Origin of the sequence: Pseudonocardia oceani, from assembly GCF_019263585.2 — a bacterium.
Taxonomy (GTDB): Bacteria; Actinomycetota; Actinomycetes; order Mycobacteriales; family Pseudonocardiaceae; genus Pseudonocardia; species Pseudonocardia oceani.
The window spans coordinates 3,923,121-3,942,234 of sequence record NZ_JADQDF010000001.1; the positions used below are offsets into that span (position 1 = coordinate 3,923,121).

The 19,114-nt window shown below is 74.6% G+C and carries 17 protein-coding genes; 13 read left to right on the forward strand and 4 right to left on the reverse strand.

Features of this window, described 5'->3' with window-relative positions; all coding sequences use genetic code 11:
• Positions 1–63: 63 nt before the first annotated feature.
• The 6 genes from I4I82_RS19685 (at position 64) to I4I82_RS19710 (ending at position 6,800) form a co-directional block, all read left to right on the forward strand.
• Positions 64–1,086, forward strand: coding sequence for a carbon-nitrogen hydrolase family protein (locus I4I82_RS19685; protein ID WP_218594073.1), 1,023 nt, complete (start codon positions 64–66; stop codon positions 1,084–1,086).
• Entirely contained in the window at positions 1,083–2,090 is a 1,008-nt protein-coding gene (locus I4I82_RS19690; RefSeq protein ID WP_218594072.1) for a phenylacetaldoxime dehydratase family protein, read from the forward strand. The genes I4I82_RS19685 and I4I82_RS19690 overlap by 4 nt, the downstream gene beginning before the upstream one ends.
• Before the next feature lie 9 nt (positions 2,091–2,099).
• Positions 2,100–3,380: a M16 family metallopeptidase gene (locus tag I4I82_RS19695; protein WP_372481223.1), complete on the forward strand. Its 1,281-nt coding sequence runs from the start codon at positions 2,100–2,102 to the stop codon at positions 3,378–3,380.
• Entirely contained in the window at positions 3,377–4,747 is a 1,371-nt protein-coding gene (locus I4I82_RS19700; protein WP_218589034.1) for a M16 family metallopeptidase, read from the forward strand. Before I4I82_RS19695 ends, I4I82_RS19700 begins: the two co-directional genes overlap by 4 nt.
• A complete protein-coding gene (nudC, locus tag I4I82_RS19705; protein ID WP_218589035.1) occupies positions 4,744–5,727 on the forward strand; it encodes an NAD(+) diphosphatase in 984 nt (327 codons plus the stop codon). Before I4I82_RS19700 ends, nudC begins: the two co-directional genes overlap by 4 nt.
• A 164-nt stretch (positions 5,728–5,891) precedes the next feature.
• Entirely contained in the window at positions 5,892–6,800 is a 909-nt protein-coding gene (locus I4I82_RS19710; RefSeq protein ID WP_218589036.1) for a hypothetical protein, read from the forward strand.
• Positions 6,801–6,876: 76 nt separating this feature from the next.
• Here I4I82_RS19710 and I4I82_RS19715 read toward each other — a convergent pair whose 3' ends face one another.
• Positions 6,877–7,116, reverse strand: coding sequence for a mycoredoxin (locus tag I4I82_RS19715; RefSeq protein ID WP_172154304.1), 240 nt, complete (start codon positions 7,114–7,116; stop codon positions 6,877–6,879).
• Positions 7,117–7,167: 51 nt separating this feature from the next.
• Between I4I82_RS19715 and I4I82_RS19720 the strand changes: the two genes are divergently transcribed.
• The 4 genes from I4I82_RS19720 to I4I82_RS19735 all read left to right on the forward strand — a co-directional run bounded on the left by I4I82_RS19720 (position 7,168) and on the right by I4I82_RS19735 (position 10,305).
• Positions 7,168–9,210, forward strand: a complete 2,043-nt coding sequence (locus I4I82_RS19720) for an ATP-dependent DNA helicase UvrD2 (RefSeq protein ID WP_218589037.1) — start codon at positions 7,168–7,170, stop codon at positions 9,208–9,210.
• 154 nt (positions 9,211–9,364) lie between these two features.
• Positions 9,365–9,535, forward strand: coding sequence for a hypothetical protein (locus I4I82_RS19725; RefSeq protein ID WP_218589038.1), 171 nt, complete (start codon positions 9,365–9,367; stop codon positions 9,533–9,535).
• Positions 9,536–9,706: 171 nt separating this feature from the next.
• The gene (locus I4I82_RS19730) at positions 9,707–10,021 is read left to right on the forward strand and encodes a WhiB family transcriptional regulator (protein WP_275948786.1); all 315 of its coding nucleotides are present in this window, start codon (positions 9,707–9,709) and stop codon (positions 10,019–10,021) included.
• A 35-nt stretch (positions 10,022–10,056) separates the two neighbouring features.
• Positions 10,057–10,305 carry a hypothetical protein gene (locus tag I4I82_RS19735; protein ID WP_218589039.1) on the forward strand — a complete coding sequence of 83 codons (249 nt, stop codon included), beginning with the start codon at positions 10,057–10,059 and terminating at the stop codon, positions 10,303–10,305.
• A 101-nt stretch (positions 10,306–10,406) separates the two neighbouring features.
• Here I4I82_RS19735 and I4I82_RS19740 read toward each other — a convergent pair whose 3' ends face one another.
• A complete protein-coding gene (locus tag I4I82_RS19740; protein ID WP_226370150.1) occupies positions 10,407–11,735 on the reverse strand; it encodes an ABC1 kinase family protein in 1,329 nt (442 codons plus the stop codon).
• Entirely contained in the window at positions 11,732–12,763 is a 1,032-nt protein-coding gene (locus I4I82_RS19745; protein ID WP_218595927.1) for a hypothetical protein, read from the reverse strand. Before I4I82_RS19745 ends, I4I82_RS19740 begins: the two co-directional genes overlap by 4 nt.
• Before the next feature lie 120 nt (positions 12,764–12,883).
• Here I4I82_RS19745 and I4I82_RS19750 point away from each other — a divergent pair, with 120 nt between their 5' ends.
• Positions 12,884–13,519 carry a M48 metallopeptidase family protein gene (locus I4I82_RS19750; RefSeq protein ID WP_218589042.1) on the forward strand — a complete coding sequence of 212 codons (636 nt, stop codon included), beginning with the start codon at positions 12,884–12,886 and terminating at the stop codon, positions 13,517–13,519.
• 16 nt (positions 13,520–13,535) lie between these two features.
• Here the strand turns inward: I4I82_RS19750 and I4I82_RS19755 are convergent, their stop codons facing one another.
• Positions 13,536–14,954, reverse strand: coding sequence for a zinc-dependent metalloprotease (locus tag I4I82_RS19755; RefSeq protein WP_218589043.1), 1,419 nt, complete (start codon positions 14,952–14,954; stop codon positions 13,536–13,538).
• 66 nt (positions 14,955–15,020) lie between these two features.
• On the opposite strand from I4I82_RS19755, the gene I4I82_RS19760 reads away from it, so the two are divergent.
• Both I4I82_RS19760 and I4I82_RS19765 read left to right on the forward strand, forming a co-directional pair.
• Positions 15,021–16,037: a YlbL family protein gene (locus I4I82_RS19760; RefSeq protein ID WP_218589044.1), complete on the forward strand. Its 1,017-nt coding sequence runs from the start codon at positions 15,021–15,023 to the stop codon at positions 16,035–16,037.
• 145 nt (positions 16,038–16,182) lie between these two features.
• Positions 16,183–19,104, forward strand: coding sequence for a UPF0182 family protein (locus tag I4I82_RS19765; RefSeq protein WP_218589080.1), 2,922 nt, complete (start codon positions 16,183–16,185; stop codon positions 19,102–19,104).
• The last annotated feature ends 10 nt before the right edge of the window (positions 19,105–19,114 follow it).

Here is a 19,114-nt window from a genome sequence, read left to right on the forward strand (position 1 = left end):
AGTCAACGAGGTCGACACGCAGGGTCCACCGCGGGGCCCGCCGCGTCGCCAGGCTCGTCGGCCATGAGCACCCACCCGCAGTTCCGCGCCGCCGCCGTGCAGGCCGCGCCCGCCTTCCTCGACCTCGACGCCGGCGTCGACAAGACCGTGGCGCTGATCGCCGAGGCGGCCGCGAACGGGGCCGAGCTGATCGGCTTCCCGGAGACGTGGCTGCCCGGCTACCCGTGGTTCGCCTGGCTCGACTCCCCGGCCTGGGGCATGCAGTTCGTCCAGCGCTACTTCGACAACTCGCTGGTCTACGGCTCGCCCCAGGCCGACCGGATCGCCGCCGCCGCGCGCGAGCACAGCATCACCGTCGTGCTGGGCCAGTCCGAGCGCCGCGGCGGCAGTCTCTACATCGCGCAGTGGACGATCGGCCCGGACGGGCAGACGATCTCGCGCCGCCGCAAGCTCAAGCCCACCCACGTCGAGCGGACGATCTTCGGCGAGGGCGACGGCTCCGACCTCGCGGTGCACGCGACGCCGCTGGGCCGCCTCGGCGGCCTGTGCTGCTGGGAGCACCTGCAGCCGCTGTCGAAGTACGCGATGTACGCCCAGGACGAGCAGGTGCACGTCGGCGCGTGGCCCAGCTTCTCGCTCTACGTCGGCGGGGCGTACGCGCTCGGCCCGGAGGTCAACACGTCCGCGAGCCGCGTCTACGCCGTCGAGGGCGGGTGCTTCGTGCTGGCGCCGTGCGCCACGGTCTCGCCGGAGATGGTCGACCTGCTCTGCACCGACGACACCAAGCGCGCCCTGCTCCAGCCCGGCGGCGGGCACGCGCGGATCTTCGCCCCCGACGGGCAGGAGATCGCCGAGCGCCTCGCCCCCGACGCCGAGGGCCTGCTCTACGCCGACATCGACCTCGGCATGATCTCGCTGGCCAAGGCCGCGGCCGACCCGGCGGGCCACTACTCGCGCCCCGACGTCACCCGCCTGCTGCTCAACACGACCCCCGGCGACCGCGTCGTGCCGTTCTCCGCGCCCGGCGTCGAGGTCGGCGGGGACGTCGACCCCGAGCCCGCGCTGCGCGCGGAGGTGCCGGCGTGATCGAGTCCGCGATCCCCGACCACCTCCTCACCCCGCGGACCCGCCACCGCCGCGTCCCCGACGACTACGCGCCGCCCTACCCGTCCTACGTGGCGCGCTCCGCGACGTCGGTGCGCCAGGTCGTCATGGCCTACCTGGGCCTGCAGCACGACGGCGACGCCCCGCCGCCCGGGCTGCTGGCCCCGCTCGACGCGGCGCTGGCCGCCGCCGACGGGCCCGGGCACCACGACCGCGCGCGGGGCGACGGCGAGACCGTGACCATCGCCTACTGGGCCGACCCGGAGCGCTTCGACCGCTGGTGGGACGCGCACCGCGGCTCCTGGCTGGGCGACGGCGTCCGCGACGGGCACGGGCGCTGGGCCGAGGTCCTGCGCCCCACCGTCGAGGAGCACGAGACGCTGTTCTCCTCGACCGGGCGCCCCGAGGGCGTCGCGGTGCTGGCCGAGGGGCTGTCCGGTGAGGTGCGGGAGCACGGCTACTGGGGCGGCATGCGCGACCGCATCCCGCTCTCGCAGACCGACGCGATGGCCCCGGTCGGGGAGCCCGTCGTCGAGCGCGACGGCGGACGCGTGCGGGTCCGCCCGCAGCAGGCCGCCTGCCTCATCCGCTCGGGCCAGGACTGGACCGACACCGACGGTGCCGAGCGGGCGATGTACCTCGAGGAGGTCGAGCCGGTGCTGCGGGCGGGCATGGACTTCCTGCGCGACGAGGGGAGCGCGGTCGGCTGCCGCACCAACCGCTACCTCACCGTCGTCGAGGACGGCCGGCCCGTCGACCGCACCTTCGGCATGAGCTGGTGGCGCAGCCTCGACGCGCTGGAGCGCTGGTCGGAGTCGCACCCGACGCACGTCGCGATCTTCGGCGCGGCGATGAGGTACCCGTCGACGACGGGCCCCTCGGCGCGTCTGCGGCTCTACCACGAGGTGTCGGTCGCCGCCGCCGACGAGCAGTACTTCGAGTACGTCGACTGCCGCCCGGGAACGGGGTTGTCCGGCAACGGCTAGATTCGGGGTGTGCTGCATCGAACGACCCTGCCCAACGGGCTGCGGGTCCTGCTCGTCCCCGATCCCGCCACCCCCGTCGTCGGCGTCGCCGTGCACGTCGACGTCGGGTTCCGGTCCGAGCCGCAGGGCCGCACCGGGTTCGCGCACCTGTTCGAGCACCTCATGTTCCAGGGCAGCGAGAGCCTGGAGAAGCTCGCGCACTTCCGGCACGTGCAGAGCTCGGGCGGGGTGTTCAACGGCTCGACCCACCAGGACTACACCGACTACTTCGAGGTGCTGCCCGCCGCGGCGCTGGAGCGGGCGCTGTTCCTGGAGGCCGACCGCCTGCGCGCGCCCCTGCTCACGGCCGAGAACCTGCGCAACCAGGTCGACGTCGTGAAGGAGGAGATCCGCCTCAACGTCCTCAACCGGCCCTACGGCGGCTTCCCCTGGATCCTGCTGCCGCCGGTCCTCGACGACACCTTCCCCAACGCGCACAACGGCTACGGCGACTTCTCCGAGCTGGAGCAGGCCTCCCTCGACGACGCCGCCGCGTTCTTCGACACCTACTACGCGCCGGGCAACGCGCAGGTCACCGTCGCCGGGTTCATCGACGTCGACGAGACGCTCGCGCTGGTGGAGAAGCACTTCGGCGACATCCCCACCCGCCCGACCCCGGTGCGCCCGAGCTTCGCCGAGCCGGTTCCCGGCGCCGAGCGGCGCCAGATCGTCCCCGACGCCCACGCGCCGCTGCCCGCGCTCGCGATGGGCTTCCGGCTGCCCGACCCGGGCGCCGACCTCGACGGCTACCTCGCGCACATGCTGCTGGCGTCGGTGCTCGGCGACGGCGAGGCCGCGCGCCTGCAGCGCCGGCTCGTGCACTCCGACGGGATCGTCACCGACGTCTCCGCCTCCGCCGGGCTCATGGGCTCGCTCGACGCCCGTGACCCCGACACGTTCACCGTCACCGCGGTGCACCCGGCCGCGGTCGACCCCGACCGCGTGCTCGGCGCCGTCGACGAGGAGCTGGAGAAGCTGGCCGCGCAGGGCCCGAGCATCGACGAGCTGGCCCGCCAGGTCGCGCGCTGGTCGGCCGGTGCGCACCAGGAGAACGACCGCGTCATGTACCGCATGCTCGGCCTCGGGGCGCGCGAGCTGCTCTACGGCCGCGCCGAGATCACCGACGAGCTGCCCGGGCGCCTCGCCGCCGTCACCCCCGACCAGGTGCGGGACGCCGCGGCGTCCCTGCGCGGGGCCGGGCGGGGCGTGCTGCTGGTGGAGCCGGCCGCCTTCCAGGAGGAGAGCGCATGACCACCGCGACCCACCGCTCCGCGGAGCAGATCGGCCGCACGCCGGCCGGTCCGCGGCCGCTGCCGGCGCTCGGCGTCACGCGGGAGGTGCCGCTGCCCGACGTCACCGGTACGACGCTGGCCAACGGCCTGCGCGTGCTCGTCGCGCGCCGCGCCAGCGTCCCGATGGTGGAGCTGCGCCTGCGCGTCCCGTTCGCCGACCCGGCGCCCGGCGGCGGGCACCCCGCGATCGCGGAGCTGCTGTCGGAGACCCTGCTGACGGCCACCGCCACGCGCGACCGCGTCGCCATCGACGACGAGCTGGCCGCCGTCGGCGCCGACCTCGGCGCGAGCGTCGACCCGGAGCGCCTGCTGGTCGCGGGCTCCGGCCTCGCCGACGGGCTGGCGACCATCCTCGACGTGCTGGCCGACGTCCTCACCGGCGCCACCCACCCCGACCACGAGGTGGCACGCGAGCGGGAGCGGCTCGTCGAGCGGATCGCGGTGGCCCGCGCGCAGCCGCGCACGATCGCCCGCGAGGCGCTGCAGCGCGTCCGCTTCGGCACGCACCCGATCACGGCCGAGATGCCCACCGCCGAGGCGGTCACCGCGGTCACGGCGGAGCAGGTGCGGGCCACGCACGCGGCGTCGCTGGTGCCGCGGGGGTCGACGCTCACGCTCGTCGGCGACGTCGACCCGGCCGCCGCCGTCGCGGCCGTCGACAAGGCGCTGGGGTCCTGGACCTCCGACCGCGCCGCGCTCGAGCTCTCCGCGCCGCCGTACCCGGCGCCCGGCGACCTGGTGCTGGTGCACCGGCCGGGGTCGGTGCAGTCGCAGCTGCGGCTCTCCGGTCCCGCCGTGCCGCGCGACGACCCCGCCTACGCCGCCCTGCAGCTGGCCAACCTGGTGTTCGGCGGATACTTCTCCTCGCGCTGGATGGAGAACATCCGCGAGGACAAGGGCTACACCTACGGCGCGCACTCGGGGGCGGAGTTCATCCCCGGCGGCGCGGTCCTGGGCATCGACACCGACGTGGCCAGCGACGTCACCGCGGCCGCGCTGCTGGAGACCCGCTACGAGCTGGGCCGGCTCTCCGCGGTGCCGCCCACGGCCGAGGAGATCGACGCGGCCCGCAGCTACGCCGTCGGCTCGCTGCTGATCTCGCTCGACAACCAGGGCGGCCTCGCGTCGACGATCGCCGGGCTGGCGTCGGTCGGGCTCGACCTCGACTGGCTGCGGGCGCATCCCGCGCGGCTGCACGCCGTCACCGCCGACGACGTGGCGGAGGCGGCGCTGCGGTTCTTCGCGCCGTCCGGCTTCTCGGGCGTGGTCGTCGGGGACGCCGACGTCATCGGCCGGGGCGTGCGGGCGCTGGGTGGAATCGCGTGAACTTCGACCTGCTCGGCGAGCCCGTCCTGTCCCGCTCCGCCGTCGACCGCGACGAGCCGCTGCGCACCGACACCGCCCGTCAGGTGGCGGGGTGGGCGTCGGCGCAGCTCGTCGTCGTCGACGCGGAGGGGCGCACCCCCGTCGTCTGGGACACCGAGCCGGACGCCGGCTTCCGCGTCGGCGACGCCGGGAGCTGGGACGTCGGCGGCGGCGCCCGGCTGAAGACCCGCGGCACGACCGGTGAGGTCCCGCCGCCCGAGGCGGTGCTGCTCGGTGAGCGCGACGGCGTCGCGTACTGGGGGGTGCGCGGCAAGCCCGACCTGGTGGCGGGCGACGACCCGAGCGAGTGGGCCGACCTGCGCATGACCGGGGCCGTGCTCGACGCCCTCGGCGCGGGCCTGTTCACCACCGCGGTCGCCGCGCTGAACTGGCACGACACCGCGCGCTTCTGCTCGCGCGACGGCTCCCCGACCCACCCGGCCAACGCGGGCTGGCACCGGCACTGCGAGGCCGCCGGGCACGAGGAGTACCCCCGCACCGACCCCGCCGTCATCTGCCTGGTGCACGACGGCGGCACCGGACCCGACGCGCGGGTGCTGCTCGCGCGCCAGCCGGTGTGGCCGGCGCGGCGCTACTCGGTGCTGGCCGGGTTCGTCGAGGCGGGGGAGTCGCTGGAGGCGTGCGTGCTCCGGGAGATCCACGAGGAGGTCGGCGCCGCCGTCTCCGACGTCCGGTACCTGGGCAGCCAGTCGTGGCCGTTCCCGCGGAGCCTGATGGTCGGCTTCCACGCCGTCGCCGACCCCTCGGTCGCCCTGGTGCCGGCCGACGGCGAGATCGCCGAGGCGTTCTGGGCCACGCGGGCCGACGTCCGCGCGGCGCTGGGGGAGGGCGACTGGTCGGCCACCGGCGAGGCCCCCTTCCTCCTTCCCGGCAGCGTCAGCATCGCCCGCAGCATGATCGAGGCCTGGGCCGCGCTCTAACATCCGGCTCGCACACAGGTTGCAGGGCCGGCACACAGGTCCGGACCTGTGTGCGACCCCCCGGAGGTGTGTGCGAGCCGCCGGGTTGTCCACATCGTGCGGCGGTCGTCCCCAGGAATCCCGCGTCCCTGTCGCCGCAGCTCCGGGGCGCCGAGCATGTCGGCATGACGTCCACGGCGCCCGCGGTGCACCTCCGGAGCGGTCTGCGGGCCGCCGGGTACTCCGACGACGAGGTCCGCCAGCGCGTCCGGGCGGGGGAGTTGGGCGTCGTCCGGCGCGGCGCGTACGTCGACGGGGCGCTGCCCGACGACCACGGCGAGCGGCACCTCACCGCGGTGCGGGCGGCGTCGGAGCAGCTGTGCGCCGACGCCGTGTTCAGCCACGCCTCGGCGGCCCTCCTGCACGGCTGGCCGGTCTGGGGCCTGCCGCTCGGGGCGGTGCACGCCACGCGGTCGCGGCGCACCGGCGGCCGGGTCGACGCGGCCGTGCACGTCCACGCGGCCCGGCTGCGCGACGACGAGGTCGCGCTGCTCGACGGCGTCCTGGTCACCGACGCGCCGCGGACCGTCGCCGACATCGCGCGCACGGCTCCGGTCACCCAGGCCGTGGTCGTGGCCGACGCCGCTCTGGCGAGCGGCGAAGTCGACGCCGAGTCGCTGGCGCGGGCGATCGCGCGGCAGAAGGGGTGGCCGGGCGCGCCGCGGGCCCGGCGCGTCCTCGCGTTCGCCGACGGGCGCAGCGGCAGCGTCGGCGAGTCCCGCAGCCGCGTCGCGATCGCGATGGCCGGACTGCCGGCGCCCGAGCTGCAGCACGAGTTCGTCGACCGGTGCGGTGCGCACGTCGGCACCGTCGACTTCTGGTGGCCGCGCAAGCGCGTCGTCGGGGAGTTCGACGGGCTCGTCAAGTACGGGCGCCTCGTACCGCCCGGCTGGACAGCCGCCGACGTCGTGGTGGCGGAGAAGGCCCGCGAGGACGCCCTGCGCGATCTCGACCTGCGCGTCCTGCGCTGGCTCTGGAGCGACCTGGCCGACTTCCGGGCCACGGCCGCGCGCCTGCGCGAACGCCTCTCCTGACCCGGCTCGCACACAGGCTACGGGGCTCGCACACAGGGCAGAACCTGTGTGCGAGCCCCGGGAGGTGTGTGCGAGCTCAGGCGGCGAGCTTCGCCTTCACCTGCGCCAGGCTCGGGTTCGTCGCCGTGGTCTCGTCCGGGAACAGGATCACCGGGACGGTCTGGTTGCCGCCGTTCACGCCCTCCACGAACCGGGCCGCATCGGCGTTGCGCTCGATGTCGATCTCCGTGTACGGGATGCCGGCCTGGTCGAGCTGCAGCTTGAGGCGCCGGCAGTAGCCGCACCACGTCGTCGAGTACATCGTCACCTGGGACATGTCCTCCTCAACCGTGCGGCGGGCGCACCTCTTCCCGGGGCGGGTGCCAGGATGGACCCCGTGCGTGATTCGGGTCTGGACGACGAGCAGCGGGCCGCGGTCACCGCCCCCCGGGGTCCCGTCTGCGTCCTGGCGGGCGCGGGCACCGGCAAGACCCGCACCATCACCCGCCGCATCGCCCACCTGGTGAGCACGGGGCACGTCGCGCCGGGGCAGGTCCTCGCGGTGACGTTCACGGCGCGCGCCGCGGGGGAGATGCGCACCCGGCTGCGGAGCCTGGGCGTGTCCGGCGTGCAGGCCCGCACGTTCCACGCCGCGAGCCTGCGCCAGCTGCGCTACTTCTGGCCGCGCGTCGTCGGCGGCGACCAGTGGCAGATCCTCGAGGGCAAGCTGCGGATCGTCGGGCAGGCCGCCGCGCGGCTCAAGGTCGGCACCGACGCCGCCTCGCTGCGCGACTTCGCCGGCGAGATCGAGTGGGCCAAGGCCTCGCTCATCACCCCGGGCGACTACGCCGCCGAGGTGGCCGAGCGCAGCCGCGACATCCCCGGCCCGGCCGAGCAGGTCGCGGCCGTCTACGCCGGCTACGAGGCGCTGAAGAACCGCGCCGAGCTGCTCGACTTCGACGACCTGCTGCTGCACACCGCCGCCGCGCTGGAGGAGAACGCGGACGTGGCGGAGGAGTTCCGCGACCGCTACCGCTGCTTCGTCGTCGACGAGTACCAGGACGTCACCGCGCTGCAGCAGCGCGTCCTCGACGCCTGGCTGGGCGACCGCGACGACCTCACCGTCGTCGGCGACGCCAACCAGACGATCTACACCTTCGCCGGCGCCACCCCGAAGCACCTGCTCGACTTCCCGCGCCGCTTCCCCGAGGCCGTCGTCGTGCGGCTGCAGCGCGACTACCGCTCCACCCCGCAGGTCGTGGCGTGCGCCAACACGCTGATCGGCGCCGCCCGCGGCCGCGCGGCCGGCAGCCGGCTCGCGCTGATCGGCCAGCTCCCGCCCGGCCCGGAGCCCGACTTCACCGAGTACGACGACGAGCCCGCCGAGGCCGCCGCCGTGGCCGCGCAGATCCGCCGCCTCGTCGAGGAGGAGGGCGTGCAGGCCGGCGAGGTGGCCGTCCTGTTCCGGATCAACGCGCAGTCCGAGGCGTACGAGCAGGCGCTGACGGCGGCGGGCGTCCCGTTCCAGGTGCGCGGCGGCGAGCGGTTCTTCTCCCGGCCCGAGGTGCGCAAGGCGATGAGCGTGCTGCGGATGGCGAGCGGGCGCACCGACCCGCTGGTCGACGCCGTGCGCGACGTGCTGGCTCCGGTCGGGCTGTCGGCCGAGCCGCCCGGCGGTGCGGCGCAGCGGGCGCAGTGGGAGTCGCTGCTGGCGATCGTCGAGCTGGCCGAGCAGCTCGTCGCCGACGAGCCCGACGCCGACGTGCGCCGCTTCTGCGCCGAGCTCGACATCCGCGCCGACGCCGCGCACCCGCCCGCCGTGCAGGGCGTCACGCTGGCGTCACTGCACGCGGCGAAGGGCCTGGAGTGGGACGTCGTGTTCCTCGTCGGCCTGGCCGACGGCACGCTCCCGATCCAGCACGCCGACGGCGACGAGGCCGCGATCGAGGAGGAGCGCCGCCTGCTCTACGTCGGCGTGACGCGCGCCCGGCGCCGCCTCGCGCTGTCCTGGGCCCTGTCGCGCCAGCCCGGCGGGGCCCGCAAGCGCCGCCGCAGCCGCTTCCTCCACGGCCTCATCCCCGACGCGCACCCGGCCTCGCGCATCGCCGCGCCGACCGCGGCGGGCCACAAGCCGCGCTGCCGCGTGTGCGGGTCGCCGCTGCTCGGCGTCGACGCGCTGAAGATGCGGCGCTGCTCCGACTGCCCGTCCGACGTGGACACCGAGCTCCTCGACCGCCTGCGCGGCTGGCGGGCCGAGGAGGCGCGCGAGCAGCAGGTGCCGGCCTACGTGGTGTTCACCGACGCGACCCTCACGGCCATCGCCGAGCACCGCCCCGCCGACAGCGCCGCGCTGGTGTCGATCCCCGGCATCGGCGCCCGCAAGCTCGACCGCTACGGGCCCGCCGTCCTCGCGCTGGTCAGCGACCTCTGAACCCGGCGTCCGGGGAGCTCCGGGCTCCGTCGGAGAAAGTTTCCGTAAATAGGTTGCCCACGCCGACGGGGTATCCCTAACGTATCTCCCCGACGGACTGCACCGGCCCGTCCCGCCACGACCGTCCACTGAGGAGGTGCCCACGATGATCACGATGACGACCACCCTCGTCCCGGTTCACGGCACCCGTCTGTGGACCGAGCCCGGCTTCGCGCAGGCGTCCGCGTACATCCGCGGGCGCAAGCCGCGTCCGGCCGTGGTCACGGTCGCGGGGATCGACGACGACAACAGCACAAGTGTGTCCGCGGTGAGGTGTCGCAGGTAGACGCCGACACTCACCGGCAGCAGTCGAAGCCGCGGACCCCACAGGGTTCGCGGCTTCTTTGTTTTCCCGGTTCGAGTATCTGGAGGTAGTGCGGTGCTAGTCCGATCAGTTCCGTTGGACGGCGGAGCGATCAACCCCGACCAGACGGGTGGTGGCGACCCCGCCCCTCCTCTGGGGTCCCTGCTCACGGCGTTGAACTCGCTGGGGCAACCTCGCGCCGGTCTGGACCTGCCCTGTCGCTCGGGCGACGCCGACCTGTGGTTCGCCGAGGCTCCCCGTGAGCTGGAGCAGGCCAAGGCGCTGTGCGCGGCGTGCCCGATCCGGGTCGAGTGCCTGGCCGGCGCGCTCGCGCGCGAGGAGCCGTGGGGGGTGTGGGGCGGCGAGATCTTCGAGCGCGGCGCCGTCATCCCCCGCAAGCGGCCCCGGGGCCGTCCCAGCAAGGCCGACCTGGCCCGCGACCGCGCGTACGCGGCGGCCTCGGCCTGACCACCCAGTACGACCGACCCCGCAGGAGCCCCGCCATGACCCTCTTCACCACCGCCACGCCGTACCCGTCCGGCGCCGTCCGCGACCGCGAGGACCGACTCAGCCGAGGACACTGGATGTTGCTCATGAACGAAGCCCTGGCCCGATCCCGACAGCAGGAGGCCGAACAGGCCGCTCGCGACCACGCCCTGGCCCGCCAGCTCGTGGCCGGCCGCACCTGGGCCCGCCTGGCGGCCTTCGCCCAGCGGCGCGCCGAGAGCGCGCGGCGGCGCTCGGTGCGGTGATCTGACCGACCTGCGGCGCCCTCTGCGCGGCGCCGCCCCGAACCCGACGGCGCCCCGGTCCTCCCGTGACCGGGGCGCCGTCGGCGTGCGCGGGTGCGGGCTCAGCCCGACGCGGGGGAGTCCTCGAAGATCCACGGGTTCCACTGCTGGACGATGCCCCGCAGCGGCACGTCGGCGTCGAGCTGGCACAGGACGCCGATCGTGCCCATCGTGACGCGGTGCACGAGCAGGTACTGCGCCGGCAGGTTGAGCTCGCGGCCGGTGTTGAACTGCGGACTGCGCAGATCACCGACGCGCTCGGCCTGCTTCTGCAGCCAGGCGCGGTCGAACCGGAACGACTCGGTGTGCATGGGCTCGGTGAACGGCGCGAGGTAGGCCATCGCCTCGTCGGCCGTCATCTGCGAACCGGTCCGGACGAAGCCCTCCCGCTGCAGGTGGGCGAGCAGGTCGACGGGCCGCTCGGCCAGCGCGAGACGCAGCATCTCCGACAGCGGCCGCGGCATCCCGTCGGGCAGCCGGGCCACGGCGCCGAAGTCGATCACCATGAGGCGGCCGTCCTCGAGCAGCAGGAAGTTGCCCGGGTGCGGGTCGGCGTGCAGCAGCCCCACCCGCTCGGGGGAGGCGTAGAGGAACTCCGAGAGCTGCAGCGCGGCGTGGTCGCGCTCCTCCTGCGTGCCGCGGGCGATCACATCGGACAGCTTCCGCCCGGTGACCCACTCGCTGACCATCGCCTTCGGCGCCGACGCCACGACCTTCGGCACCTTGACCTGCGGGTCGCCGTCGTAGGCCGCGGCGAAGGCGCGCTGGTTGTCGGCCTCGTCGCGGTAGTCGAGCTCCTCGGCCATCCGGTCCTGCAGCTCGCTGATCAGCGGCTTGATGTCGAGGCCCGGCAGGAACGGCTGCATGAGCCGGCTCATCCGCGACAGCTGGCGCAGGTCGGACAGCAGCGCCTGCTCCGCGCCCGGGTACTGCACCTTGACCGCGACCTCGCGCCCGTCGCGCCACACGGCGCGGTGCACCTGGCCGATGCTCGCGGCCGCGGCGGGGGTGTCGTCGAACTCGGTGAACCGGCTGCGCCAGCCGCGCCCGAACTGCTCGGAGAGCATCCGGTCGACGTCGCGCGGCGGCATCGGCGGAGCGGCGGACTGCAGCTTGACCAGCGACTCGCGGAAGGGTGCCGCGTACTCCTCGGGCACGGCGGCCTCGAACACGCTCAGGGCCTGGCCGAATTTCATGGCGCCGCCCTTGAGCTCACCGAGCACGGCGAACAGCTGCTCGGCGCTCTTCTGCATCATCTGCGCGGAGATCTCCTCGCCGTTGCCCCCGGCGAGGCGGCGTCCCCAGCCGGCGGCGGCCCGGCCCGCCGCCCCGAGGGGGAGGCTGGCGAGCTTGGCGGTGCGGGCGGCGGTGCGCCGTGGGATGTCCGTCACGGCTCCAGTCTCCCCCCACCAGCACCACCCCCGCATGTCGCCCGGGCGTGGCGAGCCCCACCGCAGGGGCACCGCGGATGCCGCGACCACCTGCGGGTGACCAGCGTCGCGGCGGCCACGTCGAGCTCCAGCACCGCGTCGAGGACGGGCGGTGCAGCGGTGGCGTCGAGCGCGACGAGGGCCTGCGCGGTGCCGAGCGCGGCCGTGGCGACGACGCACGCGGGATCGGCCCGCCCCGGGCGCCCGACGAGCTGCGCGGCCACACCGGGCCAGCCCGGGTCGCGGTCGGCGCGGTGCAGGTCGACGCAGCGCAGGCACGCCGTGCGGCCGGGCAGCACGAGCGGGCCGACGACGCCCACCCCGTCGCGCAGCCGGAGCGGCAGATGCGCGACGCCGTCGTCGAGGAGCCGGGCGACCAGCCGCGGCGGGGGCTCCTGCGCGTCGGCGAGCACCACCAGGTCGGGGGAGAGCCGCTGCGGCGGGGACGTGACGACGGCGCCGGGGACGAGCCGCGCCGCCGCCCGCGCGACGGCCCTCGCCCGCCGAGCGCCCCGGTCGGCGTCGAGGAGCCCGGTGCCGAGGTCGGCCCCCTCGACCACCCCCTCGGTGGCGACGTGCACGGTGCCCACGCGCCCGTCGGCGCCCGCGGGGCCGGCCAGGCCCGCCCCGACCAGCCCCGTGACGACGCCCGCCGCCAGCGGCCCGTCGCCGACGACGAGCACGACGTGGTGCGCCCGCCGCCCGGCCACCCGGCGCGCGGCGGCCGCGTCGACGAGGACGCCCGCGTCGAGCAGCGACCCCAGCAGCGCCCGCGCCGTCGACGGGTCGGCCCCGCGCGCCACCGCCCGCCCGACGAGCGGGCCGGGCGCGACCGCGGAGCCCAGCTCGTCGAGCATCAGAGCCAGCGGCGGGTCGAGGTCGTCGGCGAGCAGCCCCGCGTCCGGGCTCAGACCGAGCCGGCGGGTGCGCGCCCCGACGGGCAGCAGCGTGCGGTGCGGGGCGAGGGAGAGCAGGGGCGGCAGGTCCATGCGCCGATGCTCGCCCGATCCGCGCCGCCGCGTGCCGTCCGTCCACAGATGACGCCGGGAGCCTGTGGACAACTCCGACCGGGACGCCCGCGGTGACCTGCGGGGACTACTCTCGGTGGCATGGCGTGGCCCACGGCCGTCGAGGTCCGGCGCAGCGATCGTCGCAAGCGGATGGTCAGTGCGCGGCGCGAGGGCGACACCGTGATCGTGTTCATCCCGGGGTGGATGAGCGAGAGCGAGGAGCGCCGCTGGGTCGACGAGATGGTGGCCCGCCTGGAGCGCAGCGAGGCCCGCCGCCGCTCCCCGGGCCGCACCGGCGACGACGCGCTGCGCCGCCGCTGCCTCGACCTCAACCGCCGCCACCTCGACGGGCTCGCCGTGCCCGCCACCGTCCGCTGGGTGCCCACGATGCGCACCCGCTGGGCCTCCTGCACGCCGGCCGACCGCACGATCCGGATCAGCGAGCGGTTGCGCGACGCCCCGGGCTGGGTCGTCGACTACGTGCTGGTGCACGAGCTCGCGCACCTGCTCGAGCCCGGCCACGACGACGCGTTCTGGGCCTGGGTGCGGCGCTACCCCCGCACCGAGCGCGCGATGGGCTACCTCGAGGGGCTCTCCGCGGCCGCCGGGCTGGGCCTGGTCGGCACCGACGGCGACGAGCCCGACGCCGCAGCCGAGTTCGACACCGACACCGGCACGACCGGCACCGACCCCGGAACGCAGACCGGGCCCGACCTCGCGGCCGAGCCCGGCTGATCACCGTGGGGGCGGACTACGCCTCCGGGTCCTTCTTCCCCTGCTCGGGGTCCTCCGGGTCCGGCGCCGCGTCGGTGCCGGCGAGCTTCTCGAGCTCCGCGATCGGGTCGCCGACCTCGTCGCGCGCGACGAACGCCGCCGGGTCGTCGAGGTCGTCGGCCGACGGGATGAGGTCCGGGTGGGCCCACAGCGCGTCGCGCCCGGAGGCGCCGCGCTGCTCGCCGAGCAGGCGCCACAGCTCCGCGGCCGCCCGCAGGCGCCGGGGCCGCAGCTCCAGACCGACGACCGTGGCGAACGTCTGCTCCGCCGGCCCGCCGGAAGCACGACGGCGCCGCAGCGTCTCGCGCATCGCCTCGGCACCGGGCAGGCGGTCGCCGACGGCCTCGGCCACGACGGCGTCGACCCAGCCCTCGATGAGCGCGAGCAGCGTCTCCAGCCGCGCGAGCGCGGCCTTCTGCTCGGGCGTGGTCTCGGGCTCGAACATGCCCGAGCCCATGGCCTCCTGGATCGCCGCCGGGTTCGACGGGTCGATGCCGCGGGCCATCTCCTCGATCTTCGAGGTGTCGATCGTGATGCCCTGCGCGTACTCCTCGACGGTGCGCAGCAGCCGCTCCCTGAGCCAGCCGACGTGCGCGAACAGGCGCTGGTGGGCGGCCTCGCGGGCGGCGAGGAACAGCAGGACCTCGCTGGCGGGGCGGTCGAGGTCGCGCGTCAGCTTCTCGACGTTCTCCGGCAGCAGCGCGGCGACGCGGTCGGGACCGACCGGGATGCCGATGTCGGTGGAGGTGAGCACCTCGGCGGCGAGCTGGGCGAGGCCCTGCCCGAGCTGGCTGCCGAACGCGAGCCCGCCCATCTGGCCGAGCATCGCCATCATCGGCCCGGCCGCGGCGCGCGCCTCCTCGGGCAGCGCGTCGGTCCACGCCGTGGACATGCGACGCGCGATCGGGTCGCACAGGCGCTTCCACGTGGGCATGCTCGCCGTGACCCACTCGCCGGCCGACCACGCCTTCGTCGACGTGGCTCCGGCCGGGAACTCGGTGGCGGCGTCGAGCCATAGCTCGGCCAGCTTCACCGCGTCGGACACGGCGGCGCGCTGCGCGCCCGTGAGCGACGAGCTGGTGGCGGCGAGCTGCTGCGTGGCCATCTGCGCGGCGAGGTCGTAGTTGACGGGCCCGTCGCCGGTGTTCTGCGCCTGGCTGAGCATCTGCCCGAGCTGGGTGAGCATCTGACCGAGCTGGCTGACGTCGAAACCGCCGGGGCCGCCCATGCCGGGCATGCCGCCCATCCCGGGTAGCCCGCCCGGCGGCATCCCCGGCAGGTTGCCGAAGCCGAAGGGGTCGGCCGGGCCGTCACCGCGGCCGGGTTCGTCGTCGCGGCCCCGGTCGGGGTCGTTGCGGTCGGAGGGTCCGAAACCGAACGGCGGCTTGTCGCTCATGCCGACCACGGTACGCGCGCCGACCACCGTACGAGGCCCGCACACCGGGCCGAATAGGGTTCGCCCGTGGATCGTCGCCTGCTGACCGCCGTGGCCGCCGCCCTGCTGGCGGTGTCCCTCGGCGTCATCGGCGCGACCCTGCCCGTGCCGTTCGTCGCGCTGGGTCCCGGGCCCACCCACGACACCCTCGGCGACTACGAGGGCACGCAGATCGTGCGCGTCGAGGGGCTGGCGCAGTACCCCACGTCGGGGCACCTCAACATGACGACGGTGTCGGTCACCGACCGGCTCTCGCTGTTCACGACGCTGTGGTTCTGGGCGTCGGGCGAGCGGCGGGTGATCCCGCGCGAGTCGGTGTTCCCCTCCGACCGCACCGACCAGGAGATCCAGGACGAGAACGCCGCGCAGTTCGCGTCGTCGGAGTCGAACGCGGAGGCCGCCGCCGTCACCGAGCTGGGGCTGCCCGCGCGCGTGCTGGTGGCGGGCGTCGTCGACGACTCGCCGGCGGCGGGCGTGCTGGAGCCGGGCGACGAGATCGTGTCCGTGGCGGGGCAGCCGGTGGCCTCGGCCGCCGAGGTCTCCGACCGGCTCACCGACGCCCGCCCCGGCGACACCGTGGCGATCGACTACCGGCGCGAGGGCACCGAGCAGCAGGTCGACGTCGTGCTGGGCGCGAGCCCGGACCGCGCGCAGGGGTTCCTCGGGGTGCGGCCCACCGTCGAGGCCCGTGACGGCGCCATCGACATCTCGCTCGACGGCATCGGCGGCCCGTCCGCCGGGCTGATGTTCTCCCTCGCCGTCGTCGACCGCCTCACCCCCGGCGAGCTGACGGGCGGGCGCTTCATCGCGGGCACCGGCTCGATCGACCCCGGCGGCGCGGTCGGCGCCATCGACGGCGTGCCGTTCAAGATGGCCAAGGCGAGCGAGGTCGGCGCCGAGGTGTTCCTGGTGCCCGAGGCCAACTGCGCGGAGGCGCTGTCGACGGCCCCCGACGGGCTCGACCTGATCCGTGTGAGCACGCTCGACGACGCCATCGTCCAGCTCGACGCGCTGCGCGAAGGCCGCCCCACCGCCCCCTGCTGAGGGCCCCCCGGGGCACGTGTCGATCACGGTTCGAGCAAATCGGACACGCCCCACGGGAACCCCACACGGCCTCCGTAGAGTTGGGACAGCAGGGCGCGCAGGCGGGCCCGCACACTGTCAAGACCCTGGAGCGTGTCTCGTGGCCATGCGGCCCCCGGTGGGAGCCCCGACGCTGACCCGCCGCACCCGGATCCTGCTCGCCGTGGCGGGCGTGCTCGTGCTGCTGCTGCTCGGCGGTTCGCGGCTGATCAACTTCTACATCGACTGGCTCTGGTTCGGCGAGGTCGGGTTCCGGGGCGTGTTCACCACGATCCTGTTCACCCGGATCGTGCAGTTCCTCGTCGGCGGTCTGCTGATCGGCGGCCTCGTGGCGCTGTCGCTGTGGATCGCCTACCGGTCGCGGCCGGTGTTCGTGCCGCTGTCGGGTCCCGAGGACCCGATCGCGCGCTACCGCACCGTGATCATCCAGCGGCTGCGGCTGTTCGCGATCGGCATCCCCGTGGCCGTCGGCGTCATCGCTGGCCTCGCCGCGCAGGGCGACTGGCAGGTCGTGCAGCAGTTCATCAACGCCACGCCGTTCGGCATCGCCGACCCGGAGTTCGGCCTCGACGTCAGCTTCTACGTCTTCCAGCTCCCGTTCTGGCGGCTGCTGCTGAACTGGCTGTTCGTCGGCGTCGCGATCAGCTTCGTCGTCGCGCTGGTCACGCACTACGTCTTCGGCGGCATCCGGCTCACCGGCCGCGGCGGACAGGTCTCCGGCGCCGCGCGCGCCCAGCTCGCCGTGCTGGCCGGCGTGTTCGTGCTCCTCAAGGCCGTCGCCTACTGGCTCGACCGCTACGAGCTGCTGTTCTCCCAGCGCAACCCGCTGTTCGACGGCGCCACCTACACCGACCTCAACGCGGTGATGCCGGCCAAGCTGATCCTGCTGTTCATCTCGCTGATCTGCGCGGCCGCGTTCTTCGTCGCGGTGTTCCGCAACAACCTGCAGCTGCCCGCGATCGCCACCGTGCTGCTCGTCCTGTCCAGCGTGCTGGTCGGGGCGGCGTGGCCCGCGATCCTGCAGCAGTTCGTCGTCGCGCCGAACGCGCAGGCGCGCGAGGCGCAGTCGATCGAGCGCAACATCGCCGCCACCCGCGACGCCTACGGGCTCACCGAGGCCACCGTCACCGAGGTGCCCTACAGCGGCGAGTCCGAAGCCACCCCGGCCGAGGTACGCGCCGAGACCGCGACGATCCCCAACATCCGGATCCTCGACCCGGCGCAGCTCACCGACACGTTCACCCAGCTCCAGCAGCGCCGCACGTTCTACGGCTTCCCCGAGACCCTCGACATCGACCGGTACGAGGGCGCCGACGGCACCGTCCAGGACTACATCCTGGGCCTGCGCGAGCTAAACACCGCGGGGCTGGCGGGCAACCAGACGGACTGGATCAACCAGCAGCTGGTCTACACCCACGGCAACGGCATCGTGGTCGCGCCGGCGAACCAGGTGAACGCCGCGCTGGACGACGCGGGCGGCGAGGGCGGCCTGCCCCGCTTCACCAGCATCGACACCACCAACTCGACGAGCGAGGCGATCCCGGAGAGCCTGCGGGTCGAGCAGCCGCGCACCTACTACGGCGAGCTGATCCGGGGCTACTCCATCGTGGGCGCCCCCGAGGGTGCGCCGCCGGTCGAGTACGACTCCGACACCGAGCAGTACACCTACGACGGCGCCGGTGGCGTGCCACTGGACAACTTCGTCAACCGGCTGGCCTTCGCCGCGTACTACGGCGAGCGGAACATCCTGTTCAACAGTTCGATCAACGAGAACTCGAAGATCATGTACGTCCGCGACCCGGCCGACCGGGTCGAGCTGGTCGCGCCGTGGCTCACGGTCGACGGCGACCCGTACCCCTCGGTCGTCGACGGGCGGATCACCTGGATCGTCGACGGCTACACCACCCTGGACAACTACCCCTACGCCGAGCGCACCCAGCTCGGCGAGGCCACCGCCGACACCCTCGCCGGCGGCCCGGGGGTGCGTCCGGAGCTCGACCGCGAGGTCAGCTATCTGCGCAACTCGGTGAAGGCCACGGTCGACGCCTACGACGGCACGGTCACGCTGTACGCGTTCGACGAGGCCGACCCCGTGCTGCAGACCTGGATGAAGACCTTCCCGGACACGGTGCAGCCGGCCTCGGCGATCACGCCGAGCCTGCGCGACCACCTGCGCTACCCCGAGGACCAGTTCAAGGTCCAGCGCGACCTGCTCACCAGCTACCACGTCGACAACCCCGGCGAGTTCTTCTCGAACGTCTCGTTCTGGGAGGTCCCCTCGGACCCGACGCCGGCCGGTGGCGGGGCGGGCGGGCTGGCTCAGCCGCCGTACTACCTGCTGGCCGGTCAGCCGGGAGGCCAGGCGTCGGGCGATCCGTCGTTCCAGCTCACCAGCGCGCTGGTGTTCCAGAACCGCGACATCCTCTCGGCCTACATGTCGGCGAGCTCCGATCCCGACACCTACGGTCAGATCACGCTGCTGCAGCTGCCACCGGACACCCAGGAGCTGGGCCCGCAGCAGGTGCAGAGCCGGTTCGTCGGCACGCCTCAGGTCAGCCAGGAGCTCGGCCTGCTCGCCCGCAACGGGCAGAGCTCGGTCATCAACGGCAACCTGCTGACGCTGCCGGTCGCCGGCGGCCTGCTCTACGTCGAGCCGGTCTACATCCAGCGCGCCAACGAGGACTCCAGCTACCCGCAGCTCGCCCGCGTCCTGGTGAGCTACAACGGGCGGGTCGGCTTCGCGCCCGACCTGGCGAGCGCGCTCGACCAGGTGTTCGGCGCCGGAGCCGCGGCCGACGTGCCGACCACCCCGGGCACCGTGCCGCCCGACCCGGGCACCGCCGCACCGAGCACCGGCGCCGGGGCCACCCCGGAGCTGGCGGCCGCCGCGCAGGCCATCCAGGCCGCGCTGGCGAACCTGCGCGCGGCGCAGGCGAGCGGCGACTTCGCGGCCCAGGGCTCGGCCCTGGCCGCCCTGGACGCCGCGGCCCAGCAGTTCCAGGCGGCCCAGGCCGCCGCGGGCGGCTGATGCCCCGCTG

Excerpts from the sequence above, each read along its gene's own strand:
- I4I82_RS19750 (WP_218589042.1), top strand. The coding sequence starts at position 12,884 with ATGGCGTGGCCCACGGCCGTCGAGGTCCGGCGCAGCGATCGTCGCAAG.
- I4I82_RS19745 (WP_218595927.1), bottom strand. The coding sequence starts at position 12,763 with ATGGACCTGCCGCCCCTGCTCTCCCTCGCCCCGCACCGCACGCTGCTG.
- I4I82_RS19735 (WP_218589039.1), top strand. The coding sequence starts at position 10,057 with ATGACCCTCTTCACCACCGCCACGCCGTACCCGTCCGGCGCCGTCCGC.
- I4I82_RS19715 (WP_172154304.1), bottom strand. The coding sequence starts at position 7,116 with ATGTCCCAGGTGACGATGTACTCGACGACGTGGTGCGGCTACTGCCGG.
- I4I82_RS19710 (WP_218589036.1), top strand. The coding sequence starts at position 5,892 with ATGACGTCCACGGCGCCCGCGGTGCACCTCCGGAGCGGTCTGCGGGCC.
- I4I82_RS19765 (WP_218589080.1), top strand. The coding sequence starts at position 16,183 with ATGCGGCCCCCGGTGGGAGCCCCGACGCTGACCCGCCGCACCCGGATC.
- I4I82_RS19685 (WP_218594073.1), top strand. The coding sequence starts at position 64 with ATGAGCACCCACCCGCAGTTCCGCGCCGCCGCCGTGCAGGCCGCGCCC.
- I4I82_RS19755 (WP_218589043.1), bottom strand. The coding sequence starts at position 14,954 with ATGAGCGACAAGCCGCCGTTCGGTTTCGGACCCTCCGACCGCAACGAC.
- I4I82_RS19720 (WP_218589037.1), top strand. The coding sequence starts at position 7,168 with ATGGACCCCGTGCGTGATTCGGGTCTGGACGACGAGCAGCGGGCCGCG.
- I4I82_RS19700 (WP_218589034.1), top strand. The coding sequence starts at position 3,377 with ATGACCACCGCGACCCACCGCTCCGCGGAGCAGATCGGCCGCACGCCG.
- I4I82_RS19725 (WP_218589038.1), top strand. The coding sequence starts at position 9,365 with ATGACGACCACCCTCGTCCCGGTTCACGGCACCCGTCTGTGGACCGAG.